The organism is Moryella indoligenes (genome assembly GCF_030812885.1).
GTDB lineage: Bacteria > Bacillota > Clostridia > Lachnospirales > Lachnospiraceae > Moryella > Moryella indoligenes.
On the sequence record NZ_JAUSTO010000005.1, the window covers coordinates 151,581 to 176,161 of the forward strand.

The 24,581-nt window shown below is 53.5% G+C and carries 20 protein-coding genes, 1 tRNA gene and 1 pseudogene; 4 read left to right on the forward strand and 18 right to left on the reverse strand.

Annotated elements, in window-relative coordinates; translation table 11 throughout:
• Nucleotides 1-165: 165 nt before the first annotated feature.
• From hprK to J2S20_RS05600, 3 genes and pseudogenes are all read right to left on the reverse strand, one after another.
• A pseudogene (hprK, locus tag J2S20_RS05590) lies at nucleotides 166-1,086 on the reverse strand (HPr(Ser) kinase/phosphatase); the annotation flags it as partial.
• A gap of 85 nt (nucleotides 1,087-1,171) precedes the next feature.
• A complete protein-coding gene (gene uvrC, locus J2S20_RS05595) occupies nucleotides 1,172-3,043 on the reverse strand; it encodes an excinuclease ABC subunit UvrC (RefSeq protein ID WP_307254061.1) in 1,872 nt (623 codons plus the stop codon).
• A 3-nt stretch (nucleotides 3,044-3,046) separates the two neighbouring features.
• Nucleotides 3,047-3,595, reverse strand: a complete 549-nt coding sequence (locus J2S20_RS05600; protein ID WP_307254063.1) for a DUF1653 domain-containing protein — start codon at nucleotides 3,593-3,595, stop codon at nucleotides 3,047-3,049.
• Nucleotides 3,596-3,720: 125 nt separating this feature from the next.
• Between J2S20_RS05600 and J2S20_RS05605 the strand changes: the two genes are divergently transcribed.
• On the forward strand, nucleotides 3,721-5,193 hold the full coding sequence (locus J2S20_RS05605) for a DUF1846 domain-containing protein (protein ID WP_106612514.1): 1,473 nt from the start codon (nucleotides 3,721-3,723) through the stop codon (nucleotides 5,191-5,193).
• A 73-nt stretch (nucleotides 5,194-5,266) separates the two neighbouring features.
• Here the strand turns inward: J2S20_RS05605 and ftsH are convergent, their stop codons facing one another.
• Nucleotides 5,267-7,162, reverse strand: a complete 1,896-nt coding sequence (gene ftsH / locus J2S20_RS05610) for an ATP-dependent zinc metalloprotease FtsH (RefSeq protein ID WP_106612515.1) — start codon at nucleotides 7,160-7,162, stop codon at nucleotides 5,267-5,269.
• A 1,114-nt stretch (nucleotides 7,163-8,276) separates the two neighbouring features.
• Here ftsH and J2S20_RS05615 point away from each other — a divergent pair.
• A complete protein-coding gene (locus tag J2S20_RS05615) occupies nucleotides 8,277-9,692 on the forward strand; it encodes an MATE family efflux transporter (protein ID WP_307254065.1) in 1,416 nt (471 codons plus the stop codon).
• Here the strand turns inward: J2S20_RS05615 and J2S20_RS05620 are convergent.
• The 7 genes from J2S20_RS05620 to J2S20_RS05650 all read right to left on the reverse strand — a co-directional run bounded on the left by J2S20_RS05620 (nucleotide 9,675) and on the right by J2S20_RS05650 (nucleotide 16,396).
• Nucleotides 9,675-10,397, reverse strand: a complete 723-nt coding sequence (locus J2S20_RS05620; RefSeq protein WP_307254067.1) for a hypothetical protein — start codon at nucleotides 10,395-10,397, stop codon at nucleotides 9,675-9,677. The two genes, J2S20_RS05615 and J2S20_RS05620, sit on opposite strands and share 18 nt — an antisense overlap.
• A 219-nt stretch (nucleotides 10,398-10,616) precedes the next feature.
• Entirely contained in the window at nucleotides 10,617-11,906 is a 1,290-nt protein-coding gene (locus J2S20_RS05625) for a TRAP transporter large permease (RefSeq protein WP_307254068.1), read from the reverse strand.
• Nucleotides 11,906-12,433, reverse strand: coding sequence for a TRAP transporter small permease (locus tag J2S20_RS05630; protein WP_307254070.1), 528 nt, complete (start codon nucleotides 12,431-12,433; stop codon nucleotides 11,906-11,908). The genes J2S20_RS05625 and J2S20_RS05630 overlap by 1 nt, the downstream gene beginning before the upstream one ends.
• Before the next feature lie 76 nt (nucleotides 12,434-12,509).
• A complete protein-coding gene (locus J2S20_RS05635; protein WP_307254073.1) occupies nucleotides 12,510-13,559 on the reverse strand; it encodes a TRAP transporter substrate-binding protein in 1,050 nt (349 codons plus the stop codon).
• Nucleotides 13,560-13,610: 51 nt separating this feature from the next.
• Nucleotides 13,611-15,326 carry a gamma-glutamyltransferase gene (gene ggt, locus J2S20_RS05640; protein WP_307254076.1) on the reverse strand — a complete coding sequence of 572 codons (1,716 nt, stop codon included), beginning with the start codon at nucleotides 15,324-15,326 and terminating at the stop codon, nucleotides 13,611-13,613.
• Between the two features lie 70 nt (nucleotides 15,327-15,396).
• The gene (locus J2S20_RS05645) at nucleotides 15,397-16,107 is read right to left on the reverse strand and encodes a GntR family transcriptional regulator (protein WP_307254078.1); all 711 of its coding nucleotides are present in this window, start codon (nucleotides 16,105-16,107) and stop codon (nucleotides 15,397-15,399) included.
• Nucleotides 16,108-16,316: 209 nt separating this feature from the next.
• A tRNA-Leu gene (locus J2S20_RS05650) sits at nucleotides 16,317-16,396 on the reverse strand.
• 98 nt (nucleotides 16,397-16,494) lie between these two features.
• Between J2S20_RS05650 and J2S20_RS05655 the strand changes: the two genes are divergently transcribed.
• Nucleotides 16,495-17,445, forward strand: a complete 951-nt coding sequence (locus J2S20_RS05655; RefSeq protein ID WP_307254080.1) for a LysR family transcriptional regulator — start codon at nucleotides 16,495-16,497, stop codon at nucleotides 17,443-17,445.
• A 10-nt stretch (nucleotides 17,446-17,455) separates the two neighbouring features.
• Here the strand turns inward: J2S20_RS05655 and J2S20_RS05660 are convergent, their stop codons facing one another.
• The 7 genes from J2S20_RS05660 to J2S20_RS05690 form a co-directional block, all read right to left on the reverse strand.
• The gene (locus tag J2S20_RS05660; protein WP_307254082.1) at nucleotides 17,456-17,686 is read right to left on the reverse strand and encodes a putative Se/S carrier protein; all 231 of its coding nucleotides are present in this window, start codon (nucleotides 17,684-17,686) and stop codon (nucleotides 17,456-17,458) included.
• Nucleotides 17,683-18,843 (reverse strand): aminotransferase class V-fold PLP-dependent enzyme, encoded by a 1,161-nt coding sequence (locus J2S20_RS05665; RefSeq protein WP_307254084.1) that lies wholly within the window; start codon nucleotides 18,841-18,843, stop codon nucleotides 17,683-17,685. The genes J2S20_RS05660 and J2S20_RS05665 overlap by 4 nt, the downstream gene beginning before the upstream one ends.
• A 13-nt stretch (nucleotides 18,844-18,856) precedes the next feature.
• A complete protein-coding gene (yedF, locus tag J2S20_RS05670; protein ID WP_307254086.1) occupies nucleotides 18,857-19,510 on the reverse strand; it encodes a sulfurtransferase-like selenium metabolism protein YedF in 654 nt (217 codons plus the stop codon).
• A complete protein-coding gene (locus J2S20_RS05675) occupies nucleotides 19,507-20,337 on the reverse strand; it encodes an inositol monophosphatase family protein (RefSeq protein WP_307254088.1) in 831 nt (276 codons plus the stop codon). Before J2S20_RS05675 ends, yedF begins: the two co-directional genes overlap by 4 nt.
• A gap of 72 nt (nucleotides 20,338-20,409) precedes the next feature.
• Entirely contained in the window at nucleotides 20,410-21,423 is a 1,014-nt protein-coding gene (locus J2S20_RS05680) for a radical SAM protein (RefSeq protein ID WP_330692765.1), read from the reverse strand.
• Nucleotides 21,424-21,665: 242 nt separating this feature from the next.
• Nucleotides 21,666-23,357: a recombinase family protein gene (locus tag J2S20_RS05685; RefSeq protein ID WP_307254091.1), complete on the reverse strand. Its 1,692-nt coding sequence runs from the start codon at nucleotides 23,355-23,357 to the stop codon at nucleotides 21,666-21,668.
• Between the two features lie 80 nt (nucleotides 23,358-23,437).
• On the reverse strand, nucleotides 23,438-23,620 hold the full coding sequence (locus J2S20_RS05690) for a hypothetical protein (RefSeq protein ID WP_307254094.1): 183 nt from the start codon (nucleotides 23,618-23,620) through the stop codon (nucleotides 23,438-23,440).
• 429 nt (nucleotides 23,621-24,049) lie between these two features.
• On the opposite strand from J2S20_RS05690, the gene J2S20_RS05695 reads away from it, so the two are divergent.
• Nucleotides 24,050-24,283 carry a hypothetical protein gene (locus tag J2S20_RS05695; protein WP_307254096.1) on the forward strand — a complete coding sequence of 78 codons (234 nt, stop codon included), beginning with the start codon at nucleotides 24,050-24,052 and terminating at the stop codon, nucleotides 24,281-24,283.
• Nucleotides 24,284-24,581: the final 298 nt, after the last annotated feature.

Here is a 24,581-nt window from a genome sequence, read left to right on the forward strand (position 1 = left end):
ATTCCGCTCAAACTCTCCGTAATGCTCTGGCAGATCTGTCGTATCAATAGTCTCGAGATGTCCGAGTATCTTCTCCTTCACCTGATGATTCAACTCCTCGCCGATGCGTCTTCGCTCTGCGATCAGCTCCTCCTTATGACGCTCACGCTCGTGCCGCTCCGCGCTCTTTATCATATTGTCAGTCACACGCCGGTAGAGCTCCTTCGCCGCGTTATAGCCCATCTTCTTCTGACGCCGATTCACTGCCGCAGTCTCACAGATGATGGCAAGATTTCTCCCCGGACGTATGGGAAGCGTGTTGCATACCACCTGTACACCCAGAAACTCCGTGTACTGATCGTCCATGCCGAGGCGGTCATAATCCCGGTTCTTATCCCACTCCTCCAGCTTGATCACGAGATCGACGGTCTGAACATCCTTCACGCACTCAGCGCCAAAGAGGGCCTTTACATCGATGATGCCTATCCCGCGCAGCTCGATAAAGTGCTTTGTAATACTCGGCGCGCGCCCGATCAGCGAGACCTCGGAGATGCGCCGCAGCTCGACGACATCGTCCGCGACCAGTCTGTGCCCGCGCTTTATGAGCTCCAGAGCCGCCTCACTCTTGCCCACACCGGAATCTCCGAGAATCAGCACGCCTTCTCCGTAGACATCCACCAGAACCCCGTGAATTGAGATGGTCGGCGCGAGTCTCGTCTTCAGCCAGCGTATCAGCTCTGAGGTGAGATCTGCCGTGGTCTGCGGCGTAACCATGCAGGGTATCCCGTACTCCCTGCATTTTTTCAGCAAAATCGGATCCGGCTGAAGATTCCGCGCAAAGATAAAGCCGGGAACCCGGAAGCGGCAGATCTGATCGAATATCTTCTCCTTCGCCTCCGTGTCCATGAGACCGATATATTCCGCCTCCACATTCCCGATCACCTGAAGTCGCTCGTTGTCAAAGTGCGCAAAAAAACCCGTGAGCGGAAGTGCCGGACGATTCACGTCCGGGGTGGATATGATGATGCTGTCCGTATCGATCTCCGGTGTCAAATTCATAAAATGATTGTTCTTAATCAGCTTCGTGACTGTGATTCCCTGTAGCATCAGAGCCCCCTTTTGCCTCTGCAGGCGCTATTTCCATGTGTACAGAGCAGCGCACCGCTGCTCCGACCTCTTCTGTGTCCGTTCATCATCCCTTCTCCGCACGCCCGGCTGCCTGTTCCGCATTCGTCTCCTGTCCGTGAAAAAACGCATAGACCGAGTGCGCCGCACGCGCATTCATACCGGGAACGCCCGCAAGCGTCTCCTCGCTCGCATCCCGTATGCCCTGCAGTCCGCCCAGCGCACGGATGAGCGCCTTCCGCCGCACTGCACCGATGCCCGGAATCTCATCGAGGACGGAGCGCAGCTGCGTCTTTGCGCGTAGGCTTCTGTGATACTCAATCGCAAAGCGATGCGCCTCGTCCTGGATTCTTGTGACAAGCTTAAAGCCCTCGGAGTGCGTGCTGATCGGCAGCTCCTGTTCCCTGTACCAGAGCGCCCGCGTGCGATGCCGGTCATCCTTCACCATGCCGCAGACCGGAATGGAAAGCTCCAGTGAGGCGAGTACTTCCAGAGCGATATGCACCTGTCCTCTGCCGCCATCCATCAGGATGAGATCCGGCAGCTTTAAAAAGTGATCATCCTCCTGCGTGAGAGAGTGTGTCAGCCGCCGCGTCAGCACCTCCCGCATGGACGCATAGTCGTCCGGCCCCGTCACCGTGCGGATACGGAACTTTCGGTAATCGCTCCGCTTCGGTCTTCCATCCTCATACACCACCATGGAGCCGACACTCTCCGTACCACTGATATTTGAGATATCGTAGGCCTCCATGCGGTGTATCCCTCTGAGCCCTGTGAGCTCCTCAAGCTCCCGCACAGCACCTACGCTTCGCGCCTCCTCCATTTTGAGGCGCTCTCTGTCCTTCGCAAGCACCATCTCTGCGTTCCGCTCCGCGAGCTCCATCATGCGCTCCTTCTGTCCCTTCTTCGGCACTACAAGGCGCACACGGCTCCCGCGCTTCCCGGACAGCCAGTCTGTGATGAGCGCGCCGTCCGGGAGCTCCTCCTGCAGCCATATCTCCCGCGGAATGAGCGGCGTACCCGCGTAAAACTGCTTCACAAAGCTCTCGATCAGCGCGGCGCTCTCATCCTCCATTGCGATGTGCAGGTAGTGGTGCTCCCGCCCGACCATGCGCCCCTCCCGGACAAAAAAGACCTGCACCACAGCCTCCCGCTCATCTCTTCCAAGTGCAATGATATCTCTGTCCTCCAGTCCCTCCGAGGTGATCTTCTGTTTCTGTGCGATGTGCTCCACGCTGCGCAGGAGGTCTCTCAGCTCTGCCGCGCGCTCAAACTCCATGCGCCCGGAGGCCCTGAACATTTCCTCCTGTATGCGCTCCTGCACCGGCTCAAAGCGCCCGTTCAGAAACTCCAGCGCAGCGTCCACATTTTTCCGATACTCCTGCTCCGAAATATAGCCCATGCAGGGCGCCCCGCACTGGTGAATATGATAATTCAGACAGGGACGCTCCTTTCCGATGTCCCGCGGCAGCACACGGTTGCAGTTTCGTATCTGAAAGACCTTGTACATGAGATCCAGCGTGTCGCGCACCGCCCCGGCACTGGAGAAGGGGCCGAAGTACTTCGCCCTGTCCTTTTTCATCTGACGGGTCAGAAAGATGCGCGGATAGCTCTCGCGCACAGTGACCTTAATATAGGGATAGGTCTTGTCATCCCGAAGCATGGTGTTATAGCGCGGCCGGTTCTCCTTGATGAGATTGTTCTCCAGCACCAGCGCCTCCAGCTCGGAGTCTGTGACAATATACTCAAAGCGGGCAATCCTGCTGACCATCTGCATGATCTTCGCGCTCTTTCCGCGCGAGGACTGAAAATACTGTCGCACGCGGTTCTTCAGGCTGATTGCCTTGCCGACATAGATGATCTCGTCCCTCTTATCGTGCATAATGTACACGCCGGGGCTTCTCGGAAGCTTCTTCAGCTCCTCCTCAATATCGAACATGACTCACCTCCGTCCGCGGTGACGGTCGCTCTCATAGCGGGCCTTCAGAGCAAGGGCGCGGATAATGCTCCTCGCCTGCGACTCAATATCCCCCGTTCTCTCCGAAATACCACAGGCCGTACAGACACTGTCCAGATCCCGCTGCGTGACGCTGCCAAGCTGCGCCAGCAGGAGCTCTCTCTGCTCCTCCGCCGTCTTCGCATCGAGAAAGGCAAGTAGAAAAGCTGAGGGAGCCTCCTGCTGCAAAGACGCATCATCCGGAGAAGCGACTGTCTCCCCCGCTCTCTCTGAACCGGGCTCCGCTCCCATACTGCCGCTTCCGGGCCACACCCGTTCAAAACGCCAGTGCTGCGTTACTTCCGGGTACTTCTCTCTGTCCACCTCACTCATGAAGTTGTCGAGCGGCCGTATCCAGACACGGTAGTCCCCGTAGAGCGCCTGATATACGACAAAGGCAGCCTCTGTCTCTGCATCGTACGCGACGGAGAGCACCTGATAAAGTCTGTTTTTAAAATGCCGGTAAAACTCTCCCGGCTGAGGTTCTTTTCTCATTTCCATAATTAGAAAGTATACCACATTCAAACCGCCTGTGGTACAATGTGAGCGTTTGGCATGGGCCGGACAGAACTGTTTTCTCCGAGGCGATCCCTTCGGAGCACGGAAATAAGGAGTCCTATATGAAAATCGGTTTCGACAACGACAAATATCTGAAAATGCAGTCCGAACATATCCGGGAGCGCATCTCCAAATTCGGTGACAAGCTCTATCTGGAATTCGGCGGAAAGCTCTTTGACGACTACCACGCCTCCCGCGTGCTGCCGGGCTTTCAGCCGGACAGCAAGCTCCGTATGCTCTTACAGCTCGCGGATCAGGCGGAGATCGTCATCGCCATTTCTGCCGCAGATATCGAAAAAAATAAGATACGCGGAGATCTCGGCATCACCTACGACGTGGATGTTCTGCGTCTTATCCAGTCCTTCCGGGACCGCGGACTCTACGTCGGCAGCGTCGTCATCACCCGCTACACCAATGCGGCGGATCAGTTCAAAACGAAGCTGGAGGCCATGGGGATCAAGGTGTACCGCCACTACTCAATCGACGACTATCCCTCCAACGTCCCGCTGATCGTGAGTGAGGACGGCTATGGAAAAAACGAGTATATCGAGACCTCAAGACCGCTGATCATCGTGACCGCTCCCGGCCCGGGCAGCGGCAAGATGGCAACCTGTCTCTCCCAACTCTACCATGAAAACCGACGCGGCATCAAGGCCGGCTACGCAAAGTTTGAGACCTTCCCTGTGTGGAATCTCCCGCTGAACCACCCGGTAAATCTCGCATACGAGGCCGCTACCGCCGATCTGAACGATCTCAATATGATAGACCCCTTCCATCTGGAGAACTACGGCGTCACCACGGTCAATTACAACCGCGATGTTGAGATATTCCCGGTGCTCTCCGCAATGTTCGAGGGCATCTATGGAGAATGCCCCTACAAATCCCCCACGGATATGGGCGTCAATATGGCCGGGAACTGCATCGTCGACGATGAGGTGTGCCGCGAGGCCGGACGCCAGGAGATCATCCGCCGCTGGTACAACTCCATGAACCGTCTGGTCGAGGGCGACTGCCAAAAATCCGAGGTCACAAAAATAGAGCTCCTCATGAAGCAGGCCGGCATCAGCTCCGCAAACCGCCCTGTCGTGCAGGCGGCACTGCTGAAGGCCAGTGTGACCAGCGGCCCCGCAGCTGCCCTGGAGCTGCCGGACGGCAGCATCATCACCGGCCGCACCTCTGAGCTTCTGGGTGCAAGCGCCGCAGTGCTCCTGAATGCAGTAAAGACACTGGCCGGACTCCCGGACGAAGTGAAGCTCATCGCTCCCTCTGTCATAGAACCGGTGCAGACGCTGAAAATCCACTATCTCGGCAGCAAAAACCCGAGACTGCACACTGACGAGATTCTGATTGCCCTCTCCATGTGTGCCGCCACAGATCCGAATGCCAAACTCGCACTGAATCAGCTGAAGAAGCTCCGCGGCTGTCAGGTGCACAGCTCGGTCATGCTCTCCGAGGTCGATATACGCATCATGTACAAGCTCGGGCTGCAGCTCACCTGTGAGCCGCGCTATGAAAACAAGAAGATTTATCACTGAAGCAAACGTTTCTGTAAAGTCCAGCATACAATATCTGAAAAGAGCAGAGATCCACGGATCTCTGCTCTTTTCTTTAAACCAGTATTACCTTTTTCTCCGATGACGGAGGTTCCATCTTCTTCGTTCTCCGGAGGATTTCCATAAACTCCCTTCCAGTAATCGTCTCCCGGTTGATCAGAAAATCTGCGATCTTGTCCATCACATCGCGATTTTCCGCGAGCATGGAGAGCGCCTTGTCATAGGCGTCCTTCAGGATCTTCTTCACCTCTTCATCGACCTGTGCCGCTGTGACATCCGCGCAGTCCATCACGGTTCTGCCGGAGAGATACTGATCTTCCGTCCGCGCGAGCCCCATGAGGCCAAAATTACTGCTCATTCCGTACTTTGTCACCATGGCCTTCGCAATTCCGGTGGCCTTCTCAATATCATTCTCTGCTCCGGTCGTGACATTGCCAAATACGATCTGCTCTGCTGCTCTGCCGCCAAGAAGACTGACGAGCATATCCTCGAGCTCCCGCCGCGACTTAAGATACGTCTCCTCCTCCGGAACATACATCACATAGCCCAGCGCCCCCATAGTGCGCGGGACAATCGTGATCTTCTGCACCGGCTCCGAATTCTTCTGAAGGGCGCTGATCAGCGCATGACCGACCTCGTGATAGGAGACAATGCGTCTCTCCTTCTGGTTCATCACACGGTCCTTCTTCTCCTTGCCGACAAGAACCACCTCCACCGCCTCAAAGAGATCCTTCTGGCTGACTGCCTTTCGGTTCCCCTTGACGGCCAGTATCGCCGCCTCATTGATCATGTTTGCAAGATCCGACCCCACCGCTCCGCTGGTTGCAAGACCAATTGCCTCCAGGTCCACAGTGTCATCCATCAGGACATCCTTGGCATGAACCTTCAGGATCGCGACGCGCCCCTTCAGATCCGGGCGCTCCACAATCACTCTTCTGTCAAAGCGTCCCGGACGAAGCAGAGCCGGGTCCAGTATCTCCGGGCGGTTCGTCGCACCGAGCACCAGCAGTCCTTTGGAGGAATCAAAGCCGTCCATCTCCGAGAGCAGCTGGTTCAGCGTCTGCTCCCGCTCATCATTTCCGCCAAAGCGGGAATCTCTGCTCTTGCCGATCGCATCGATCTCATCAATAAAAATAATGCAGGGCGCATTTTCCTGCGCCTGCCGGAACAAATCGCGCACACGGGAGGCCCCGACACCGACGAACATCTCCACAAAATCCGAACCGCTGAGTGAGAAGAAGGGAACCTTTGCCTCCCCCGCGACAGCCTTCGCCAGCAGTGTCTTTCCAGTTCCGGGCGGTCCCACGAGCAGAGCCCCCTTCGGAAGCTTTGCGCCGATTTTAGTAAAGCGCTGCGGATTGTGCAGAAAATCTACAATCTCCGTGAGACTCTCCTTCGCCTCATCCTCTCCCGCGACATCTGCAAAGGTGATGCCTGTCTCCTTCTGAACAAAGAGCTTTGCATTGGACTTTCCAACCCCCATAATCCCGCCGCCGCCCATGCGCCGCATCATAAAATTCATAAAGAAGAGCACCATCAGGAAGGGAAATACAAAGCTCACGACAGAATATATAATTGCAGCTGTATCCTGCCGTTCTCTCCGGGTCTCTACCCCAGCCTTATAGAGACGCTCCGCCAGTTCACCGTCCTCGTCCATGCGCACGGTATAATAGCTGGTCTTTGCAGAGTAGCCCTTTGCCTCCGGCTTCATCTCAATGCTGATCTGCCCGTTCTTGATCACAACTGCCTGAACCGATCCATCGTCAACCATCTGAAGAAACTGATTGTAGGGAATCTCCTTGGTTGACCCCTGCTTCATCTGCCCCCGCAGAAAGCTGACCGCCGCCAGTGTCAGCAATGCTGCGATCACAATGATCAGCAGAGTTTGTCCGTTCTTAAATCCGCCTCCCTCATCCGGGCTCTTTGGAGTGGGGTTTTCTCTTTTGCTCATGAAAGCTCCTTCATTTAACCTCTGACAACCTGCGCCGTTTTCTCTTCAGCGCAGAACCTGACTGATAAAGCGGCTTTCAGTATAGCATATCCCGGACACAACGAGAAGTGGGTACCGATTCTTATACTGCGAACCGATACCCACTTCATTCGGAAATCGTTGTTAAATCCAAGGGACTGAACCTCTCTTTCTATGGATTTGGATTTCTATTCAGTTTTACTCCCCCGATCATACATTCATCTCTGTATTTTACTTTGATCTGATTGATCCTTGCAGTGTCTCACGTCTCTGCTTTCTCGTCACAGATTTACGTGCTTTGGATCATGCTGCTGCCTCTCCTTGCGTCTCGCTTCTGTATCCTTCCGGCTAATGCACTGCTCGCATTCGGCTCCGTCTTCCTCTGATCTGCTCCCGCGACCTTTGAAATCTGCCAGCTTACTGTTGCCTGTCGCTTTCAAGGACTCCATGTCTGCAGGGCCTCATCAGCTGAATTTCCGGTCCTACTATTCGGCTGTCATGCTTCACTTCTGAAAAGGAACTGTCGCGCTGCACCTTTCCCGGGCTCCGCATATCCTTTCATCTCTGCAATTTTATTTTAAAAGCTCTGATTCTGATGATCGGTTTTCCTGTCTGAATTCCGAGATCCTGCTCTCATAAAGCATTCCCTGTTACACAGAATTCAGAAATCTTAACTGTACTTTGGACTGTACCTCCTTCCTTTTATATTCCGTATCGACGGGTCCGCGATCCGGTAACTCTCCAAAAACCTGAAACGTAATACGGAATTTCTACTTCTTTCTGCCCGTTTGTTTTATCCTTAACTCTTGAGCTCATTATACTCAGCGTGATCTGTTTTGTCAAGTTATTTATTAATTTTCAGTATATTATTCTTATTGTTTTTATTTAAAGACATATAAGTAAATATATTGCGTTTTATATTCTTTATTATCTGACTATTCTGCCTTTATTTTTTACTAACTTTTATCTGCTTTTTTCTTATATTTCTGCATGCGTTCTATAAAATTTGTGCTATGATGATCGCGCATATGAGCACAGTACACTCTTCAGATTCATCGCACAAAAAGCAAAGCTCTGCACTCAGGAGGATTTCCAGATGCGTTCACCGGCAGTCAGGCGCACACAGCAGCCACAGCATACTTCCATAAAAAAACAACTCCCCGGCATCACCGAGGGGCCCATTGCGGCACAGCTGCTCCTGTTCTTTTTCCCAATACTGTTCGGCACTTTTTTTCAGCAGCTCTATAATACCGTCGACGCTATCGTCGTGGGACGATTTGTCGGAAAAACAGCCCTAGCGGCAGTCGGCGGCACCACTGGAACACTGATCAATCTCTTCGTCGGCTTCTTTGTGGGGCTCTCCTCCGGCTGCGGTGTCATCATCTCCCAGTACTACGGCGCGAGAGATCAGCGCGCTGTGGAGCGCTGCGTTCACACGGCCTTTACCTTCGCCATCCTGAGCGGAACAATCATCACGATAGTCGGACTGCTCGGCGCAAATGCGGCTCTGCGCGCGATGTCTGTTCCGGACGAGCTCATGCCGGACGCCTCCGCCTATCTCCGCATCTATTTTCTCGGAATGATCCCGAGTCTCATTTACAACATGGGCGCCGCGATCCTTCGCGCGATCGGCGATTCAAAGCGTCCGCTCTGGTTTCTCATCGCGAGCTGCATCACCAACATCATCCTCGATCTGATCTTTGTGCTCCTGCTCAGGCTCGGCGTTCGCGGCGCGGCACTGGCAACCATATTGTCGCAGCTTGTCAGCGCCGTCATGGTCGTACTCATCCTGCACCACAGTGAGGAGGGCGTTGAGATCCGACTGAAGCAGCTCCGCATCGAGGGTAGCTGGCTCAGGAAGATGGTCTACGTCGGTTTCCCGGCCGGACTGCAGAGCACCATGTACACCATTTCCAACATTATCATTCAGGCAAAGGTCAACGCCTTCGGAACCGATACCATCGCCGCTTGGACCGCCTACGGAAAAGTCGACGTGCTCTACTGGATGATCATCAACGCCTTCGGCATCTCCATCACTACCTTCGTGGGCCAGAACTACGGCGCCGGGAAGATGGACCGCGTAAAGCAGGGCATACGCAGCTGTCTGGCCCTGAGCTTCGGAACCACTGTGCTGCTCTCCACGCTGCTCTGGTTCTTCGGCCACTATATGCTGGCGCTCTTCTCCGCCGACGCCGCAGTGCTGGCCATCGGAATGCGCGTGCTGCGCTTTCTGGTTCCGACCTTTGTGAGCTATGTTGTGATCGAGATCTACAGCGGTGCCCTGCGCGGCATAGGCAACAGCTGGATTCCCATGCTCATGACCTGCCTCGGTGTATGTGTGCTGCGCATTGTCTGGATCGTCGTCGCAGTTCCGCTGCACAGAGATATCCTCACTCTGGTCTTCGCCTATCCGCTGACCTGGTGCGTGACTTCGCTCGCCTTCCTCGTGTACCTCCACTACCATCCCGTCTTCGTCCGGGCACGCGAGCGGAGCTCAGTTGACAACCAGTGAGAAATCGTCGTAGCTCGCTGCGACTGCCCGTCCATTCCTGAACAGTATCATCACGACCTGATTGCTGTAGATATCCGTGCCAAACTGGTAGACCATATTGGACATACCGTCCGCATCATCAAAGGTCTTGCTGAAGGGCTCGCCGTAGACATCTGCGATCTGCTGCCGCGTTGCGCCCATTGGGATGCCGTAGAGCGTAAGCTCCGGATCCGGCTGCTGACTCCCGATCTCAATCCCCTTCACGGTACACTCCCGCACTGCCATGCTGTAGTCCTGATTGTTTTTCACATTGATGCGTATGCTGTTGAAGCTGCCCCTATACTTCACGCGGCAGCTCCCCGTCGCACCGGCCTTCACGATGTCTCCGTCACCGCTGAACTCTGCCCCCTCCGCTGCCAGTCCGTCAAAGGTGGTCGGCACACTGATGGTAAGTCCCGCTGCGCTTACCATGTGCTTTCCCTCCTGCTTGTGCCTCGTGACCACAAGTTCCTGTCCCGACACGGCTGATGCAGGTTCTCCGCTCCCGACTTCTACCGGTGCGGACGCGGCGGCGGAAGCTTCTGCCGTCTCAGATACAGAGCTTTCCGCTTCCTCTCCAGTGCCCGAATCCGCCGGGTCTGCGGCTGTCCTGCTCATCCTCTCCCCGCAGGAGAGCAAAAGCAGCGCTGCTGCCGCCATCACGATCCTCATGATATTCTTTCTCATACCAATCTCCTCTCCTTCTCCTGCGGAAGGGCTCAAAATTGATCCGATATCGGACGCAATTATTTTATCACAGAAGTGCCGCTGCGCATGCCCGAAAGCCAAAAATATCTGAAGGCGTTCGGCTTCCTGTCTTCCGGTCAAGGAGGTTCTGCGCAGCAGAGAAGCGGGAGGAGACAAAACTCCGCCCGCTTCTCTGCTGCGCTATCTGAGTATGAAACTTCATCTGCCATACCCCAATAAGCCGGGTAAGGTCAAAGCGATCGCCGGAACATAGGTGATCAGAATTAAGCCAACGAGCAGCGCCACCAGGAAAGGTATAATTCTCTTCACCAAATCTGCGAACGGTATATTTCCAATTCCGCAGGCCACAAAAAGATTAACACCGACTGGAGGTGTAATAAAGCCAATCGCAAGATTAATCACCATGATAATGCCGAAATGCACAATATCCACGCCGTAGGATGCAGCGACCGGGAACAGGATCGGAGCCAGAATCAGAATCGAGGAATTCGTCTCCAGCAAGCATCCGCAGGCAAGAAGAAGCAGATTGATAATCAGAAGCATGACAATACGGTTATCTGTAAAACGAATCATAGAGGTCGCAATCTGATCGGGAATCTGCTCCAGCGTCAGGACGCGTCCGAGTATGGTGCTGGTTCCCACTATGATATTAACCGTTCCATGCGTGGACGCCGCTTCCGCAAATTTCTTTCCGATCCGTTCTAAGTTCAGCTCCTTATAGGCAAAGACTCCCACCATCAATGCGTACACAACAGACACAACCGCCGCCTCTGTCGGCGTGAAATGGCCACTGTAGATACCTCCCAGGATAATCACCGGTGACAGAATGGCCCAGAACGCCTCCTTAAAGCTCTTTCTCACTTTTCTAAAGCTAAAGTTCTCTCCGTTTCCTGTAAATCCATTTTTTTTGCAGATATGAACTGCCGTCAGGATCAGGAGCAGACCAAGTAAGATGCCCGGCATAAAACCGCCCATAAACATTGTGGCGATCGAAGCGTTCGTTGAGATTCCATAAGTCACCATGGGAATGCTCGGGGGAATGATCACGCCCAGACACCCGGCTGCCGCAACAAGCGCCATGGCAAAGCGCTTATCATACCCCTTCTCCACCATCGTCGGCACCATAATGGCGCCAACTGCTGCGGTTGTCGCAGGTCCGGATCCGGAAATTGCGCCGAAAAACATACAGGTAATGACGGTTACAATGGCGAGACCTCCTGTCAAATGACCCACAACGGCATCAAAAAACTGAACCAGCCGCTTCGACAAACCGCCGCCCTCCATCAGCGCTCCCGACAGGATGAAGAACGGAATTGCCATCAGGGGAAAGGAGTCACAGGATGCAAACAATCCGGATGCAATGTAATCCATATTTATTGAGCCTGTCATCAGCGCATAGGCTACCACAGAAAGGCCAATGGAAAAACCGATCGGAACCGTGGCAAATACACAGACCAAAAACACCAAAACAATGGTAAGTCCGCCCATCAGTCTTTGCCTCCTTTCTTTTCTGCTTCAGCGCTTCGGATGCAACGATACTCTGTTATATGGAAAAAAATATTCTGAGCAGAGCGAAAAATGCAAAGTGTCATTCCCAGAGCCGGCCCGGCATATGCAATTCCCATGTTTATTTTCGTCGCTGGTGCCCTCTGAACAAAAACGAACGCAACATTTTGAACTACCTGCCATCCGTATACAGCCATCACCAAGGCAAAGAGGAGCACGCCTGCATCCGAGATCAGGTGAAAGATCAGTTTTCCTCTTGTCCCTGCCAAAACCGGCAGGATATCAACCTTTTGATGCGCCAGTTTCTTGGCTGCGTATGCCGCTCCCACATAGACGGCGTAGATAAACAAGTAACGTCCAATTTCTTCCGACCAGGCCATTGGCAATTGGACAAAAGCACTGATTTCCCGTATTACAATCTGCAAAAAGATAACCAGCGTCATTGCCGCAAGGACAAAAACACAAATCACCTCCTCCAGATAATCATCCAGAAACTTTAGCATCTTCATATGCAGACTCCCCATTTTATCAGGCAGCGGCTCGACGGGATATCCCCCTGTCCGCTGCCTCTCAATCAGCAAGCAATCAATATTTCTCAATATCTGCCATAATGGCATCCAGATCGTAATCCGGATAAGCCTGACGATACCAGTCATAAACCGGCCGGCAGCTCTCCTTAAATACTCCTCTCTGCGCATCGGTCAAAATGGTTACTTCCATCGTCTTCTTCATCTCTTCCAGATAACTGTCCAGCTTGTCCGCATAATCCTGACGCTCTTTGTCTACCGCTTCCTGCACTGCCTGAACAACGATCTGCTGAAGATCTTCCGGAAGAGACCGGTAGAACTGCTCCGAAATAAAGATGACGGAGGTGTCCTGCACATGTCCAAGATCCGTGTAATATTTCTGAACCTCATTAAACTTGGAGTCCATGGAAAGAATCAAACCATTATCCTGTCCGTCGACCGCCCCCTGTTGAAGTGCGCTGAACAGCTCGGAAAACTGCATGGAAACCGGCGCTGCCCCAAGAGACTCAAAGGTCTTAATATACACATCCGAGGTCATCACGCGTAATTTCAACCCATTCATATCTGCCGGGGAAGAGACCGCTCTCTTGCTGTTTGTCAATGCGCGCGCATCGTTATAGAAGTATCCGAGTACACGGACGTTGGTCTGCTCCAGAAATCTGTCTTCTATCGCTTTTATCGTCTCCCCCTTATCAAAATACTGAAAGGACTGCTCCTTGCTGCTGAAAAGAAACGGCAGTGCGTACGGTGTGTAGAGATCGGAAAACTGTGTGACCGAAGCAGAGGATACATCTCCCATCTGCACTGTACCACCCGGCTGCTGCATCTGCTGGAAACAGTCACTGAACGCTCCGAGCTTATTATTGTTGAATACAGTCATTTCCAACCTGCCGCCAGAGAGCTCTTTCATGCGATCTGCCATCCACTTTGCATTGATTGCCTGCGGATTGGAATCGGCAACCGTATTGGCGTAATTAATTTTATATACCTTCTGCTCTGCTGCCGGTGCTGCTCCACCCGCAGCAGGCGCTTCCGCCTTTTTCGCTCCGCATCCTGCCAGCGCCGACATCATTGCCATGCCCAATACAAATGATATTACCTTTTTCATAAAGCCCTCCTTTATTTTTGCATTTTGCAAATTTTAATCAGCTCCCGCCGATTATTTTTCCTGGCTTACACCTTCCAAAATAAAGCTTCCATCCGGCAGCAGTGCACCGCCGCAACCATCTACCCTTCCTGTTCCGGCTGCGTAGAACTCCGTTCCCCGGCACATCACACTATTCAGCATCACACTCATGGCTTCCGCCGCCTGAGTTCGCACAATATGGTGGTTTTTTTTCTCCAGCAGAGTCAGGGTGTCCTCAGAAATCCCATATTCCGCTTCCAGCCCCTGCCTATTTGTAATGACATGGATGTAAGGAAGATTTACCAGTCTTTCCGGCGTCATGGAATAATCTACCGCATTGACAATTCCCTGCAAAATACCGCTAATAATTCTTGGCCCGCCTGCTGCGCCGATGGCAAGAAATGGACTGTCATCACGAAACAGAATACATGGCGACATGCTGGACAGCGGCGTTTTGCCTCCTTGAATTCCATTTGCGCTTCCATACGCCAATCCCTGACTTGTCATCTCTCCCTCCGCGGCTGAAAAATCAGACATCGCATTATTCAGTACAAAACCACGACCGTCCACCACGATTCCGCTGCCGAACCAGTCCCTTATGGTCTGTGTCTGAGAGACTACGTTTCCCCAACGATCCATCACCGAAAAATGAGAGGTGTTTCCCGGATACTCCTTCAGATCCAGTTCCTGTCCCGCTGCATAATCTTCTGCTTTCACTCCAATTCTTTGAAAACGCTCTTTTGCAAACTCCTTGGAGATTATCCTGTCCGCATCTACCGCAACAAAATCCGGATCTCCGAGCGCAGCGCCTCTGTCAGCAAAAGAAATTTTCATAGCCTCCGCAATTGCATGAAGACTCGCCGCACTATTGTGCCCGCATGCCTTGAGATCTGTATGTTCCAAAATATTCAGCATCTCCAGAACCGTGGAGCCCCCACTCGGCAGCGCAAACGCAACCACCTCGCAATCACGATAGGATGTCTTCATCGGTTCACGATATCGAGGTTTATACTCTGAGAGGTCTGCAAGAGTGAAACATCCTCCTCGCCGGTTAATCCATTCTACGATTTCCCCGGCACACGGACCCTGATAAAAATACTCCGTCCCCTGGCGGGAGATGTTTTTCAGAAGTTCTGCAAGTTCTGGATTTTTCTGGCGTTCGCCAAACTGATAGCACGATCCATTTTCCTTAAGATACAGCCTTCTCATTGCCCCCGACAGCTTCAGTTTTCTTCTGACAGAATCGTCCTCCACAGTCAGGGCTCCCGTAAAGCTGACGCCAAATCCCTCCTCTGCCAGCCGGATCGCCGGCTGCGCCACCTCAGAAAAATCCATTGTTCCATGCGTTTTTAAGATTGTCTCGATGGTCTTCAAAAGACCCGGAACCGCCACGGACTGTCCTCCCAGATCCTTCCATTCACTCTGAACCTTTCCATCCCTCATGAACAGATGCTCCGTTGCCTGCATCGGAGCCACACCACGGCCATCTATCGCATAGCATTTTTTCTCACCTGCGGAATAAAGGAGACTGAAGCATCCGCCTCCGATGCCTGAATGATGCGGTTCCACTACAGACAGAGCAAGTGCCACAGCTGTCGCCGCGTCAAACGCATTGCCTCCGTTTCGCAGAATCGAAAGTCCTGCCCGTGTCGCATAGACACTATTGCTGCTGACAGCCCCCTGCGATCCATGTGCAACCGGTCTCCCCCAGTGTGAAGGCCACATATAAATCGAATCTTTCTCTTCCATCCTCCTCCTCCATTCCCAATAAGAAATATGTAATATATTACTAATCTTAAAAAATCACACTCCCGCATCTTCACTCCTTCCAGTATTCTTTCAGCGTCCTCCGATAAGCACGCAGCAGATGATGTTCCGCCGCCTCCTCCGCTTTTTCCGCCTCATGATTTGCAACACTGTGAAAAATGGCATCATGCTCCTCTAAAATAGAATTTGCAGAAGAGGCATTGTGATAGACCGTTTGTGTCTCAAAGCGCAGATACATATTCAGAATATTGTCAAGCATATTGTAGATTTGTCTGTTATGCGATGCCTTTGCAACTGCCCGATGAAACTGGTGATCCAGCTGATAGCTCTTCGCAATATCATTTTTTTCTCTGTGAATGATCAGATCCTCGTGCTCTGACAGAAGGCAGGCTTCTATGTACCTCATATCCTCTTTGTCTGCGCGCTCCGCCGCCAGCTTTGCCGTGATCCGCTCCAAATATAATCGAGCCTCCAGTATTTCGCGGATTGCCTCCTGATCCAGGCTGACGATTTTAATTCCCTTTCCTCTGCAAAATACCAGATAACCCTCTTTTTGCAACTCCAATAAAGCCTCTCGGATGGGAGTTCTGGAGGCCCCCAGCTCTTCACACAATGCTTCCTGAGAATAAATCTTTCCGGCCTTCAGTCTCTGATAAAGGATTGCCTCCCGGATCAGTTTATAAGCCTGCTCCTTATATGTCGTTTTTCTGACCTTTTCGCCCTTGGCGAAGATTACTCCATCGTCCTTCAGATCTCTCAGCATTTGGTAAAACCCTCTCGAGACAAATCATATATAACATATAATATATTTCTATCTCTAGATATAGCACTTTACAACTATTTTGCAAGTACTTTTTTCGCTTAAATATCATTTTTCTCCAAATTAGTACGGATAATCACCCTTCTTCCGCTGGCGCAATGCAAAAATCAGGATTCTCCAGTGAGAGGGAGAATCCTGATTTTTAATCTGTATGCGCCCAACAGGATTTGAACCTGCACGGTCTCCCACTGGAACCTAAATCCAGCGCGTCTGCCAATTCCGCCATGGGCGCAAATTACTTTTCTTATTCTACGAAACCTCAATATGTCTGTCAATGCACAAAAAATATGTTAAAATAATAGAACACGACAGACAAGGGGGAGCTTTCTTTTGGACACAAAAAATCTGAAGTATTTTGTCGGTGTCGCTCAATACGGCTCGATCAACCAGGCCGCTAAGGCCATGTACATCTCGCAGCCACAGCTGAGCCATATTATCAAGAGCATCGAGGAGGAGGTCGGCTTCGATCTGTTTCAGCGCACCAACCAGGGCTCACGGCTTACCAGAAACGGGGAGAGCTTCCTGGCCCACTGCAAGGTGATACTGAATGAGATGGAGAGTCTCGATCACTTTATCAGCCAGACACATCGCCAGGGCAGCCGCCTGGTCGTCTCCATGACCCGTTTCTCTCACACGGCCGTCTGCTTCAATGAGGTCTGCGCGCGCCATCAGGATCAGGAGAATCTCTTTCTCCGCCTGCACGAGACCAGCACCAGCGATGTGATCGATGACGTGGCGAACGGCTACTCTGAGATCGGCGTCGTGCACTTCTCCGTGCATGAGACAGATACCATCATGCGCAACTTTGAAAACAAGCGGCTGAAATTCACCTCCATCGCCAAATTCAAGCCCTATGTGTTTCTTTCCGCAAAGCACGAGCTGCTGAAGGCGGGCCCCATCGACGAGATGGATATCAATGACCTGCTCTCCTACGGCTTCGTTCGCTATATCGGTCAGTACGAGGACTTTTTTTACCACATTTCCACAGAGCAGGGCATCATAGATCTGAACGACTCGTCGAAGATCATCTATGTCAATGACCGCATGGAGCAGATACGCCTGCTCTCCGCCACCAATTTTTACACCATAGGCATCGCCAAATTCCCCTATCAGGGCTCGCTGTACGACGTGGTAAATATTCCACTGAAGAACTGCTCGGAGCATCTGCGCTTCGGCATCATTACCAAGGAGCACAAGAAAGCCACAGAAATCGAGCTGGAATTTATGGCGGAGGTGCGCCAGCGCTACCGCGCGCTCTCCGATGAAGTAAAAAAGCTCTGAATGTTTTATGCTACCAGCGGAAGCTGTGCCGAAAGAAACCGGCCGGCTTCAGCTTCCCTTCCAGCGCCCGGTCAAGCTCCGGGCGCTTTTCTATGGGCAGCCGCCACGCAAGACCGCAGTCCGCATGAATATCCGGCGGCAGCGGGATGAGACGTCCCGGAACAGCTGCTGCACGACACAGCTCCTCCGCCCGCATCGCATCCGCGGTGGAGAAAAAGCTGACAACCAGCTCCTCCTTCATGTCTCTCCCCCTCTCTCTTCCGCGAGCTCACGCACGGCCTCTGCCGCCTGCATGAGCTCTGCCTCCGTATTAAAACAGCCAAAGGATATGCGCACTGCCCCCTGCTCTTTGGTTCCAAGCGCGGCGTGCATGCGGGGGGCGCAATGTGCGCCCGCCCGCGTCGTGATGCCGTAGCGCTCAGAGAGCGCATCCGCAAGCTCCGCGGAGGGAATATCCCGGAGGTTAAAGGCGATCGTCGCGCTGTGCTCCCCCTCCTCTGCCCCATAAATCCGTATTCCTTCAATTTTTCCAAGCTGCGCCCGGAAGCTTTTCAGAATCCCCTGCTCTCTCCTGTGTACGCTCTCCACGCCGACCGTCTGCAGATAACGCACCGCGGCGCCGAGACCACAGATCCCCGGCCCGTTCAGAGTCCCCGCCTCCAGATGCTCCGGATAGTTCTCCGGCTGCGCCCGCTCATAGGAGCGAATGCCGGTCCCGCCGCTGATCAGCGGTCGCAGCTCCACCCCTGGAGCGACCAGAAGGCCGCCGATACCCTGTGGTCCCATGAGCCCCTTGTGGCCGGTAAAGCAGAGCAGATCCGCCTTTATTTCCCGCATATCGATCGGAATGCTTCCTGCACTCTGCGCGGCGTCGACGAGACACAGCGCACCGGCGCGATGCGCGAGCGCCGAGATCTGAGAGACATCAAGAACCGCCCCGGTGAGATTGGAGGCGTGGGTACAGATCACAAGCTTCGGAGTGGGCAGGGTGCTGTCACTCAGCCGCTGGCGAAGCCAGGAGAGCGAGAGTCTCCCCTCCGCATCGGCACGCCAGAACTCCAGCCGGATTCCCTGCTGACGCAGCCGATACAGAGGACGCAGCACAGAATTGTGATCCCAATCTGTCGCGATCACTGTATCTCCGGGGTTCAGCAGGCCAAAAATCGCAGTGTTCAGCGCCTGCGTCGCATTGGCTGTAAATACCACCCGCTCCGCTGCGTCAAAGCCAAAGAGCTCCGCAACTGACTGCCGCACAGCCCAGATCTGCCTTGCGGCAGAGAGCTCTGCCGCTGAGGCCCCGCGTGCAGCACTGCCCATCCCGGAGAGCGCCTCCAGCACGGCTTTACGCACACAGTCCGGCTTATGGAAGGAGGTCGCCGCCTGATTGAGATAGATCATCGAGACGCTCCTTTCAGAGACGTATCACCTTGTCCGCAGAGAGCAGACTCTCTGAAATCGCATACATATTTGTGACGCCCCCCACGCAGAGCTTTTCCTTGATTCCATAGAAGTCAAGGCAGGTTCCGCAGGTCAGAATCTCCACGCCGCGCTCCGAGAGCTGCTGAAGATCCGCAAGGGACTCGCTGCCCTCAGTCGTGAGGCGCGCACCGCCGTTGAAAAAGAGGAGCTGCTTCGGCAGCTGCTCCGACTGCGTGAGCGCAAAGATATAGCCCTTCATGAGCTGTGCTCCGAGCCTGTCGTCCCCCTGCCCCATCACGGCACTGCCAAACGCGATCACTGTGTTGGCGGCAATGCGCGCATGCAGTGTCTCCGCACTCTGCGGCAGTGCGCAGTTCAGTTCTCTAATGAGGCGTTGATCCTCCGTCTCGCTCCTCAGATCGCTCTCCGCAGCTTCCCGCGGCCGGAGAGAAAGTTTCCATCCGTCGCTTCGTTTTTCGATCTCCGTGTCACAGTGCTTCTGCTCCGCCATGCGCTTCAGATTCTCAACAGCAGTCTCATTATCCACTTTGATTTCCAGTATCTCTCCCTGCGGAAGTCCTGCGAGCGCCTTCAGCGCCAGCACAACTGGCTGGGGACAGGGCTTTCCATATGCGTCAATTTTCATTTTTCCTCTCCCTTCATCTGGAATCCAAGTATTTCCTCCGGAAGATAATGTCCCTCCCGCGCAACTCCGGCGGACGCCGCAACCAGACCGGAGGGCCCGTCATAGCGAAGCGGTCTCCCCTCAATATCTGTGACGATGCAGCCGGCCTCCTCTGCAATCAGAGCCCCCGCCGCAAAATCCCAGAGACCGAGACGCAGCTCGTAAAAGACTCCCGCAGCGCCGAGCGCCATCTGGCAGAGATCCCATGCGGCTGCACCGAGACGGCGAATATCCATGCTGAGATTCATATAGCGACGCGCAAGCGCAAAGGTCAGGTCCTGAAGCCCGTCATAGTAGGGAGCTGTTCCGAAAAGCACCATGCTGTGCGCAAGATCACGCTGACAGGAGCCAATTCGCTTCCCGTTGCAGAAGGCGCCTTTTCCCCGCTCCGCGTGAAGCATCATGTCGTGATAGGGATTATAGATCACAGCGAGCCAAGGCTCTCCGTCCGCAAGCAGCGCGATTGAGCAGACGCTGGGGCGTATCCCGGCCAGAAAGTTGGCCGTTCCGTCGATCGGATCGATCACAAAGGTATAACCGCTGCGATATTCCTCGCGAAAGCACTCCTCTCCCTCCTCTTCCCCCAGAAAGTGAGCCTCCGGAAGCAGCGGCTTCAGGGCCTGGAAGAGGAATTCCTGCACCTTTCGATCATATTCCGTCACGAAATTGCCGTGGCCCTCCTTCTCTGATGTCTTCCGCTCAATATCCGACGCGGAGAGCATGATCTCTCCCGCTCTCCGCGCCACTGCCTCGATCTGCTCTATTAATTCACTGCCCTCTCTCATCATTCAGCCTCCTTATATGTCTTCTTCTTTTTATAGCGGGAAAATGCAGACCAAAGCCCGCATTTTCTCCAATCGCTACAGTCTTCTTCTCCATGCCTCCAGGCGATAGCGCTGCTTCTCCTTTGCCTCTTCCAGCTGCCTTAAAAGTCTCGGAATGTCCTCATTGAAGGTTCCGGCAAGAACCACATAGTTGGAGGCGTGATTGGTCCTGAACACTGTTCCCGGAGAATCAATATGCTTTAAAAAGAGCTCCGTCTCCAGCACGATCTCATCCGGTACGAGCAGCTCCCGCTCGCCCCGTGCAATCTCCTGCGCCATGGGAGAATTCTCCGTGAGATGCAGGGTCAGTATGGAGGCATACTCCGGATTCATCGCATTGATCAGCTCCGCCGAGCGAACCGCGTGTGCCTCTATTCCCTTTCTTCCGCCGAGCCCTGAAATGAGTGTCACCGAGGTCTTCAGGCCACAGCGCTTCAGCTTCTGGCCAGCTGCAATGATCTCCGCCGCGGTCTCTCCCTTGCAGATCGCCCGGAGCACTGCATCGTCCCCGGACTCCGCTCCCAAATATATCATCTGAAGTCCGGCCTCCGAGAGCGCTCTCAGCTCCTCCTCAGACTTCCTCAGCACATCCTTTGCCGTGCCATAGGAGGTGATGCGCTCGACAGCCGGAAAGTTTCTGTGTACATACTGGAGCAGCTCCAGCAGGGTATCTGTCGGCACAATCAGTGCATCTCCGTCCGCAAAAAAGACGCGCTGAACCCAGGGCCCGTACATCTCCCGGCACTCATCCAGATCCTGCATGATCTCCTCCTTCTTCCGTATGCGGAACTGCTTGTCCGCATACATATGACAGAAGGTGCATTGATTGTGAGAACATCCGATTGTCACCTGGATAATAAGACTCCGCGCCTCACTCGGCGGACGGTAAACATCTCCCTCATATCGCATAAAAATACCTCTGCTGACTTTGCAGCCCTTCCCCGATTGCTTCGCCGTTCTCCGGCAGACAGCTCTATTATAGGCCAGAAGAGCCTCCTGTTGCAAGGACAGAAGACTCTTTTCGCTGAGTACCGAAGACGCATCAGTCATACTGTTTTTTCTCTTTGACAGGCAGTGGTCGGGCAGAAAAAACGCCAAAAAAGCTCCAACCCATTCTTCACAAATCTAAAGAATAAGCTGACTCTCTATGTAAGATATCTATATTCAGTTTTGATAACAGGTGAAGACACATGACAACAAAACTTCTGGGCATAAAAAACCCCGGAAAACGTTTGCTCCCCCCTCACAGGGGTAACAAGTGATTCCTGGGATACCCCGGCAGGTCATCGTGTTTACGATGCCTGCCGGGGCTTCTCTGTGTCCTGGGTTTGTAGGGGTTCCGGTGCTTCCATCGTTTCTTCCACATCCTGCTGACCACTGCCGACATAGCCAATGCCGTTGTAGTGGATCTCCACGGTCTGGGGCGCGTGTTTAGACCACTTTACCTCTTTCTCGTGGACTACGATCTTCTCAATAAACAGCCGCAGCAGCTCCGGCGTCAGTTCCGTGATATCCGTGTACCGCTTCGCCTTATCAAGGAAGCTGTCCGTCCCGCTCACCGTTTCCCGCAGGCGCTGGATCTCATTCTCTTTATGTGGGATTCCGACAGTGATGAGGTTCTGTTCTTCCGTGTAACTGCCGGAGAGCATCTGGAACTGCTCTGTTGTGATGCGGCCCAGCACGCTGTCCTCATACAGCTTTTTGAAGATTGCGTCCAGTTCCGCTTTCCGCTTCCGCATGGCTGCCAGTTTCTTCTCCTGCCTGCGGATCTCCCGCTGAAGTTCGGCGGACTGCTTGCTGCCAATGTAGGCGGCGAACTTTTCCGGATGTTCCCGCGCCGCGTTCGTCACCCGGCGCAGGTCCTCCAGTACGATCTCGTCCAGAACACACTCCCGGATGTAGTGGCCCGTACAGGCTCCTCCATCCTTCTTGTAGGTGCGGCAGGTAAAGTGATTGTAGCTGGTGGACATGGTATGTGCCCGGTGCAGCACCATATTGGAGCCGCAGTCGGAGCAGAACACAAGGCCGGAATACTTGTTCTGTTCTTCCATCTTTGTCAGACGGCGCTTGTTCTTCCGCACCCTCTGTACCATGTCCCAGACCTCCCGCGTAATGAGGGCGGGATGGGTGTTCTCAAAGACCATGCACTCCTCTCTTGGATGTTCGACCCTTCGCTTGTCCTTGTAGGATCTGCTGCTGTGCTTCATGTTGACGGTATTGCCCAGATAGATCTCGTTTTCCAGCATATCCGCCACGGTATCCCCAGACCAGTGATACGGTCGTTGTGTATCCAGCCCCACGTGCGTGATGCCGTACTTGGTGTAGGCGTACATGGTGGGCGTCAGGATCTGCTTTTTCTTGAGAATGCGGGCAATCTGACTGGGACCGCTGCCGCCGGCGCACATGGCGAAGATCCTGCGGACGATGGCTGCCGCTTCTTCATCCACCAGCAGTTTCTTCGTATCCAGGTCCTTTCGGTAGCCGTAAGGCGCTCTGGTCCCCAGCCGTTCGCCCCGTTCCGCTTTGGCCTTCAGAACCGCACGGATCTTCCGGCTGGTGTCCCGAATAAACCACTCGTTGAACAAATTTTTGAACGGCATGAGGTCGTTGCTCTCACTGCTGTCGGTGTCCACATTGTCATTGATGGCAATGTAGCGGACGCCGAACATGGGGAATCGTTCTTCGATGTAGAGTCCCGTGTGGAGCTGATTTCTACCGAGGCGGCTGAGATCCTTGGTCACAATGATCCCGATTTCGCCGTTTTCCATGTCTGAGATCATCTGCTGGAACGCCGGTCTTTGGAAATTCCCTCCCGAAAAACCGTCATCCACATAAAAGCAGGGGCTGGGGAAATGGTGATCTTCCGCGAACTTCTGCAAAATAGCTTTTTGATTTTGGATGCTGTTGGAATCGCCCTCTATCCCATCGTCCTGGCTGAGACGGCAGTAAAGAGCGGTTTTCCTGATTTGGTTTGACTGATTCATACAGCCCTCCTTTTCTTTGTCAAACCGTTCAGAGCATTGCGACACCACAATACCCCGAACGGCCTGAAATGTCCAGCACTTTACGCGCACAGCTTTCCCTGCCGGAAGTCCAGTTCCGCCAGGGCTTTCAGCTTGTCCTCCACGGTTTCACTGCCGTGCCGGGGAAACACGGAGATGACTCGAATCTCCCGCCCACAGGCTGTCCGCATCCGCTCCACGGTGATATGATGATTGTCGATGGTGATATTGGCTTTTTGCTCCATAGGCTCTCCTTTTACTCTTGTTTACTGAGTTCGCCCACACGCCGCCTGTGGGAGCCTCTGCCGGAGGGGATGGGCAGGGATGCTGCCCATTGCGGAAGAACGCCGCACAGGGCGGCACGGGGCGAACGGGCGGGTGTTTACCAACGGCTTTGAACTTCTAAACCGCTTCCGGCAATGTTGCCGAAAGCGGTTTTCTGTTTTTTCAGATACCCCCTCACTACCCCTCCCTAAAAAACAGCATGGTGAATAACAAAAAATCCAAAAATTTTGCAAAAATTTTGAGATCCAGGGTGTGCAATAGACACCCTCGCCGTCCAGTCAAGGGTGTCTTATTGACACCCAAAGCAAAAAAATCGGCAGACAGGTTCTTGTAAAGTCTGTCTGCCGATGGTAACATACCGCAAATTGAAGAAGGAGGCTCGGAACATGATGTATGCTGTTTTATCATTGGGACTGGCGCTGATGGGAGGGATCATCTATCTGGCGCAGACGCTGCGGCTGTCCGTACCGCTGCTGTACGGGGCATTGGTTATCACAGTATTCCGCCCGTGGTATCTTGCCCATACCGCTCTGGCGGACGGGATTTTCTTTGTTCTGGTGGGGCTTGCGGCGCTGTCTTGGGTGGTAACGCTAATGCGTGTAGTGCGGGAGATGATCTGGTAAGTAAGGTTTGCACGTGGAGAAATGCTTTAGAATGAGCGGTAAATTTTTTTAAGAATGGGGCTGTCGCACTAAGGATTAGTGCGGCAGTCTTTTTACTCGGTGGAGATCCGGCCAGATGGCCGATCTCTTTGATAAAATAAAAGCCCGGCCTCCGAAAAGACCGGGTTTATTGTAAAATAATGGTATGCGACCCCCATTACATTCCTCACTTGTAAAACGAGATGCAACCCCTCTCACCCTGACCTGAGTCCATAGTTGCTTATAAATGAATACCCTCCGGGAGGTTGCATTCCGGTTT

Coding starts and splice junctions, on each gene's coding strand:
- J2S20_RS05620 (WP_307254067.1), bottom strand. CDS start 10,397: ATGAGAAAGAATATCATGAGGATCGTGATGGCGGCAGCAGCGCTGCTT.
- J2S20_RS05635 (WP_307254073.1), bottom strand. CDS start 13,559: ATGAAAAAGGTAATATCATTTGTATTGGGCATGGCAATGATGTCGGCG.
- J2S20_RS05675 (WP_307254088.1), bottom strand. CDS start 20,337: ATGATGAGAGAGGGCAGTGAATTAATAGAGCAGATCGAGGCAGTGGCG.
- J2S20_RS05690 (WP_307254094.1), bottom strand. CDS start 23,620: ATGGAGCAAAAAGCCAATATCACCATCGACAATCATCATATCACCGTG.
- J2S20_RS05695 (WP_307254096.1), top strand. CDS start 24,050: ATGTATGCTGTTTTATCATTGGGACTGGCGCTGATGGGAGGGATCATC.
- J2S20_RS05605 (WP_106612514.1), top strand. CDS start 3,721: ATGAAAATCGGTTTCGACAACGACAAATATCTGAAAATGCAGTCCGAA.
- J2S20_RS05615 (WP_307254065.1), top strand. CDS start 8,277: ATGCGTTCACCGGCAGTCAGGCGCACACAGCAGCCACAGCATACTTCC.
- J2S20_RS05600 (WP_307254063.1), bottom strand. CDS start 3,595: ATGAGAAAAGAACCTCAGCCGGGAGAGTTTTACCGGCATTTTAAAAAC.
- J2S20_RS05680 (WP_330692765.1), bottom strand. CDS start 21,423: ATGACTGATGCGTCTTCGGTACTCAGCGAAAAGAGTCTTCTGTCCTTG.
- yedF (WP_307254086.1), bottom strand. CDS start 19,510: ATGAAAATTGACGCATATGGAAAGCCCTGTCCCCAGCCAGTTGTGCTG.
- J2S20_RS05630 (WP_307254070.1), bottom strand. CDS start 12,433: ATGAAGATGCTAAAGTTTCTGGATGATTATCTGGAGGAGGTGATTTGT.
- J2S20_RS05660 (WP_307254082.1), bottom strand. CDS start 17,686: ATGAAGGAGGAGCTGGTTGTCAGCTTTTTCTCCACCGCGGATGCGATG.
- J2S20_RS05665 (WP_307254084.1), bottom strand. CDS start 18,843: ATGATCTATCTCAATCAGGCGGCGACCTCCTTCCATAAGCCGGACTGT.
- J2S20_RS05685 (WP_307254091.1), bottom strand. CDS start 23,357: ATGAATCAGTCAAACCAAATCAGGAAAACCGCTCTTTACTGCCGTCTC.
- ggt (WP_307254076.1), bottom strand. CDS start 15,326: ATGGAAGAGAAAGATTCGATTTATATGTGGCCTTCACACTGGGGGAGA.
- ftsH (WP_106612515.1), bottom strand. CDS start 7,162: ATGAGCAAAAGAGAAAACCCCACTCCAAAGAGCCCGGATGAGGGAGGC.
- J2S20_RS05625 (WP_307254068.1), bottom strand. CDS start 11,906: ATGGGCGGACTTACCATTGTTTTGGTGTTTTTGGTCTGTGTATTTGCC.
- uvrC (WP_307254061.1), bottom strand. CDS start 3,043: ATGTTCGATATTGAGGAGGAGCTGAAGAAGCTTCCGAGAAGCCCCGGC.
- J2S20_RS05645 (WP_307254078.1), bottom strand. CDS start 16,107: ATGCTGAGAGATCTGAAGGACGATGGAGTAATCTTCGCCAAGGGCGAA.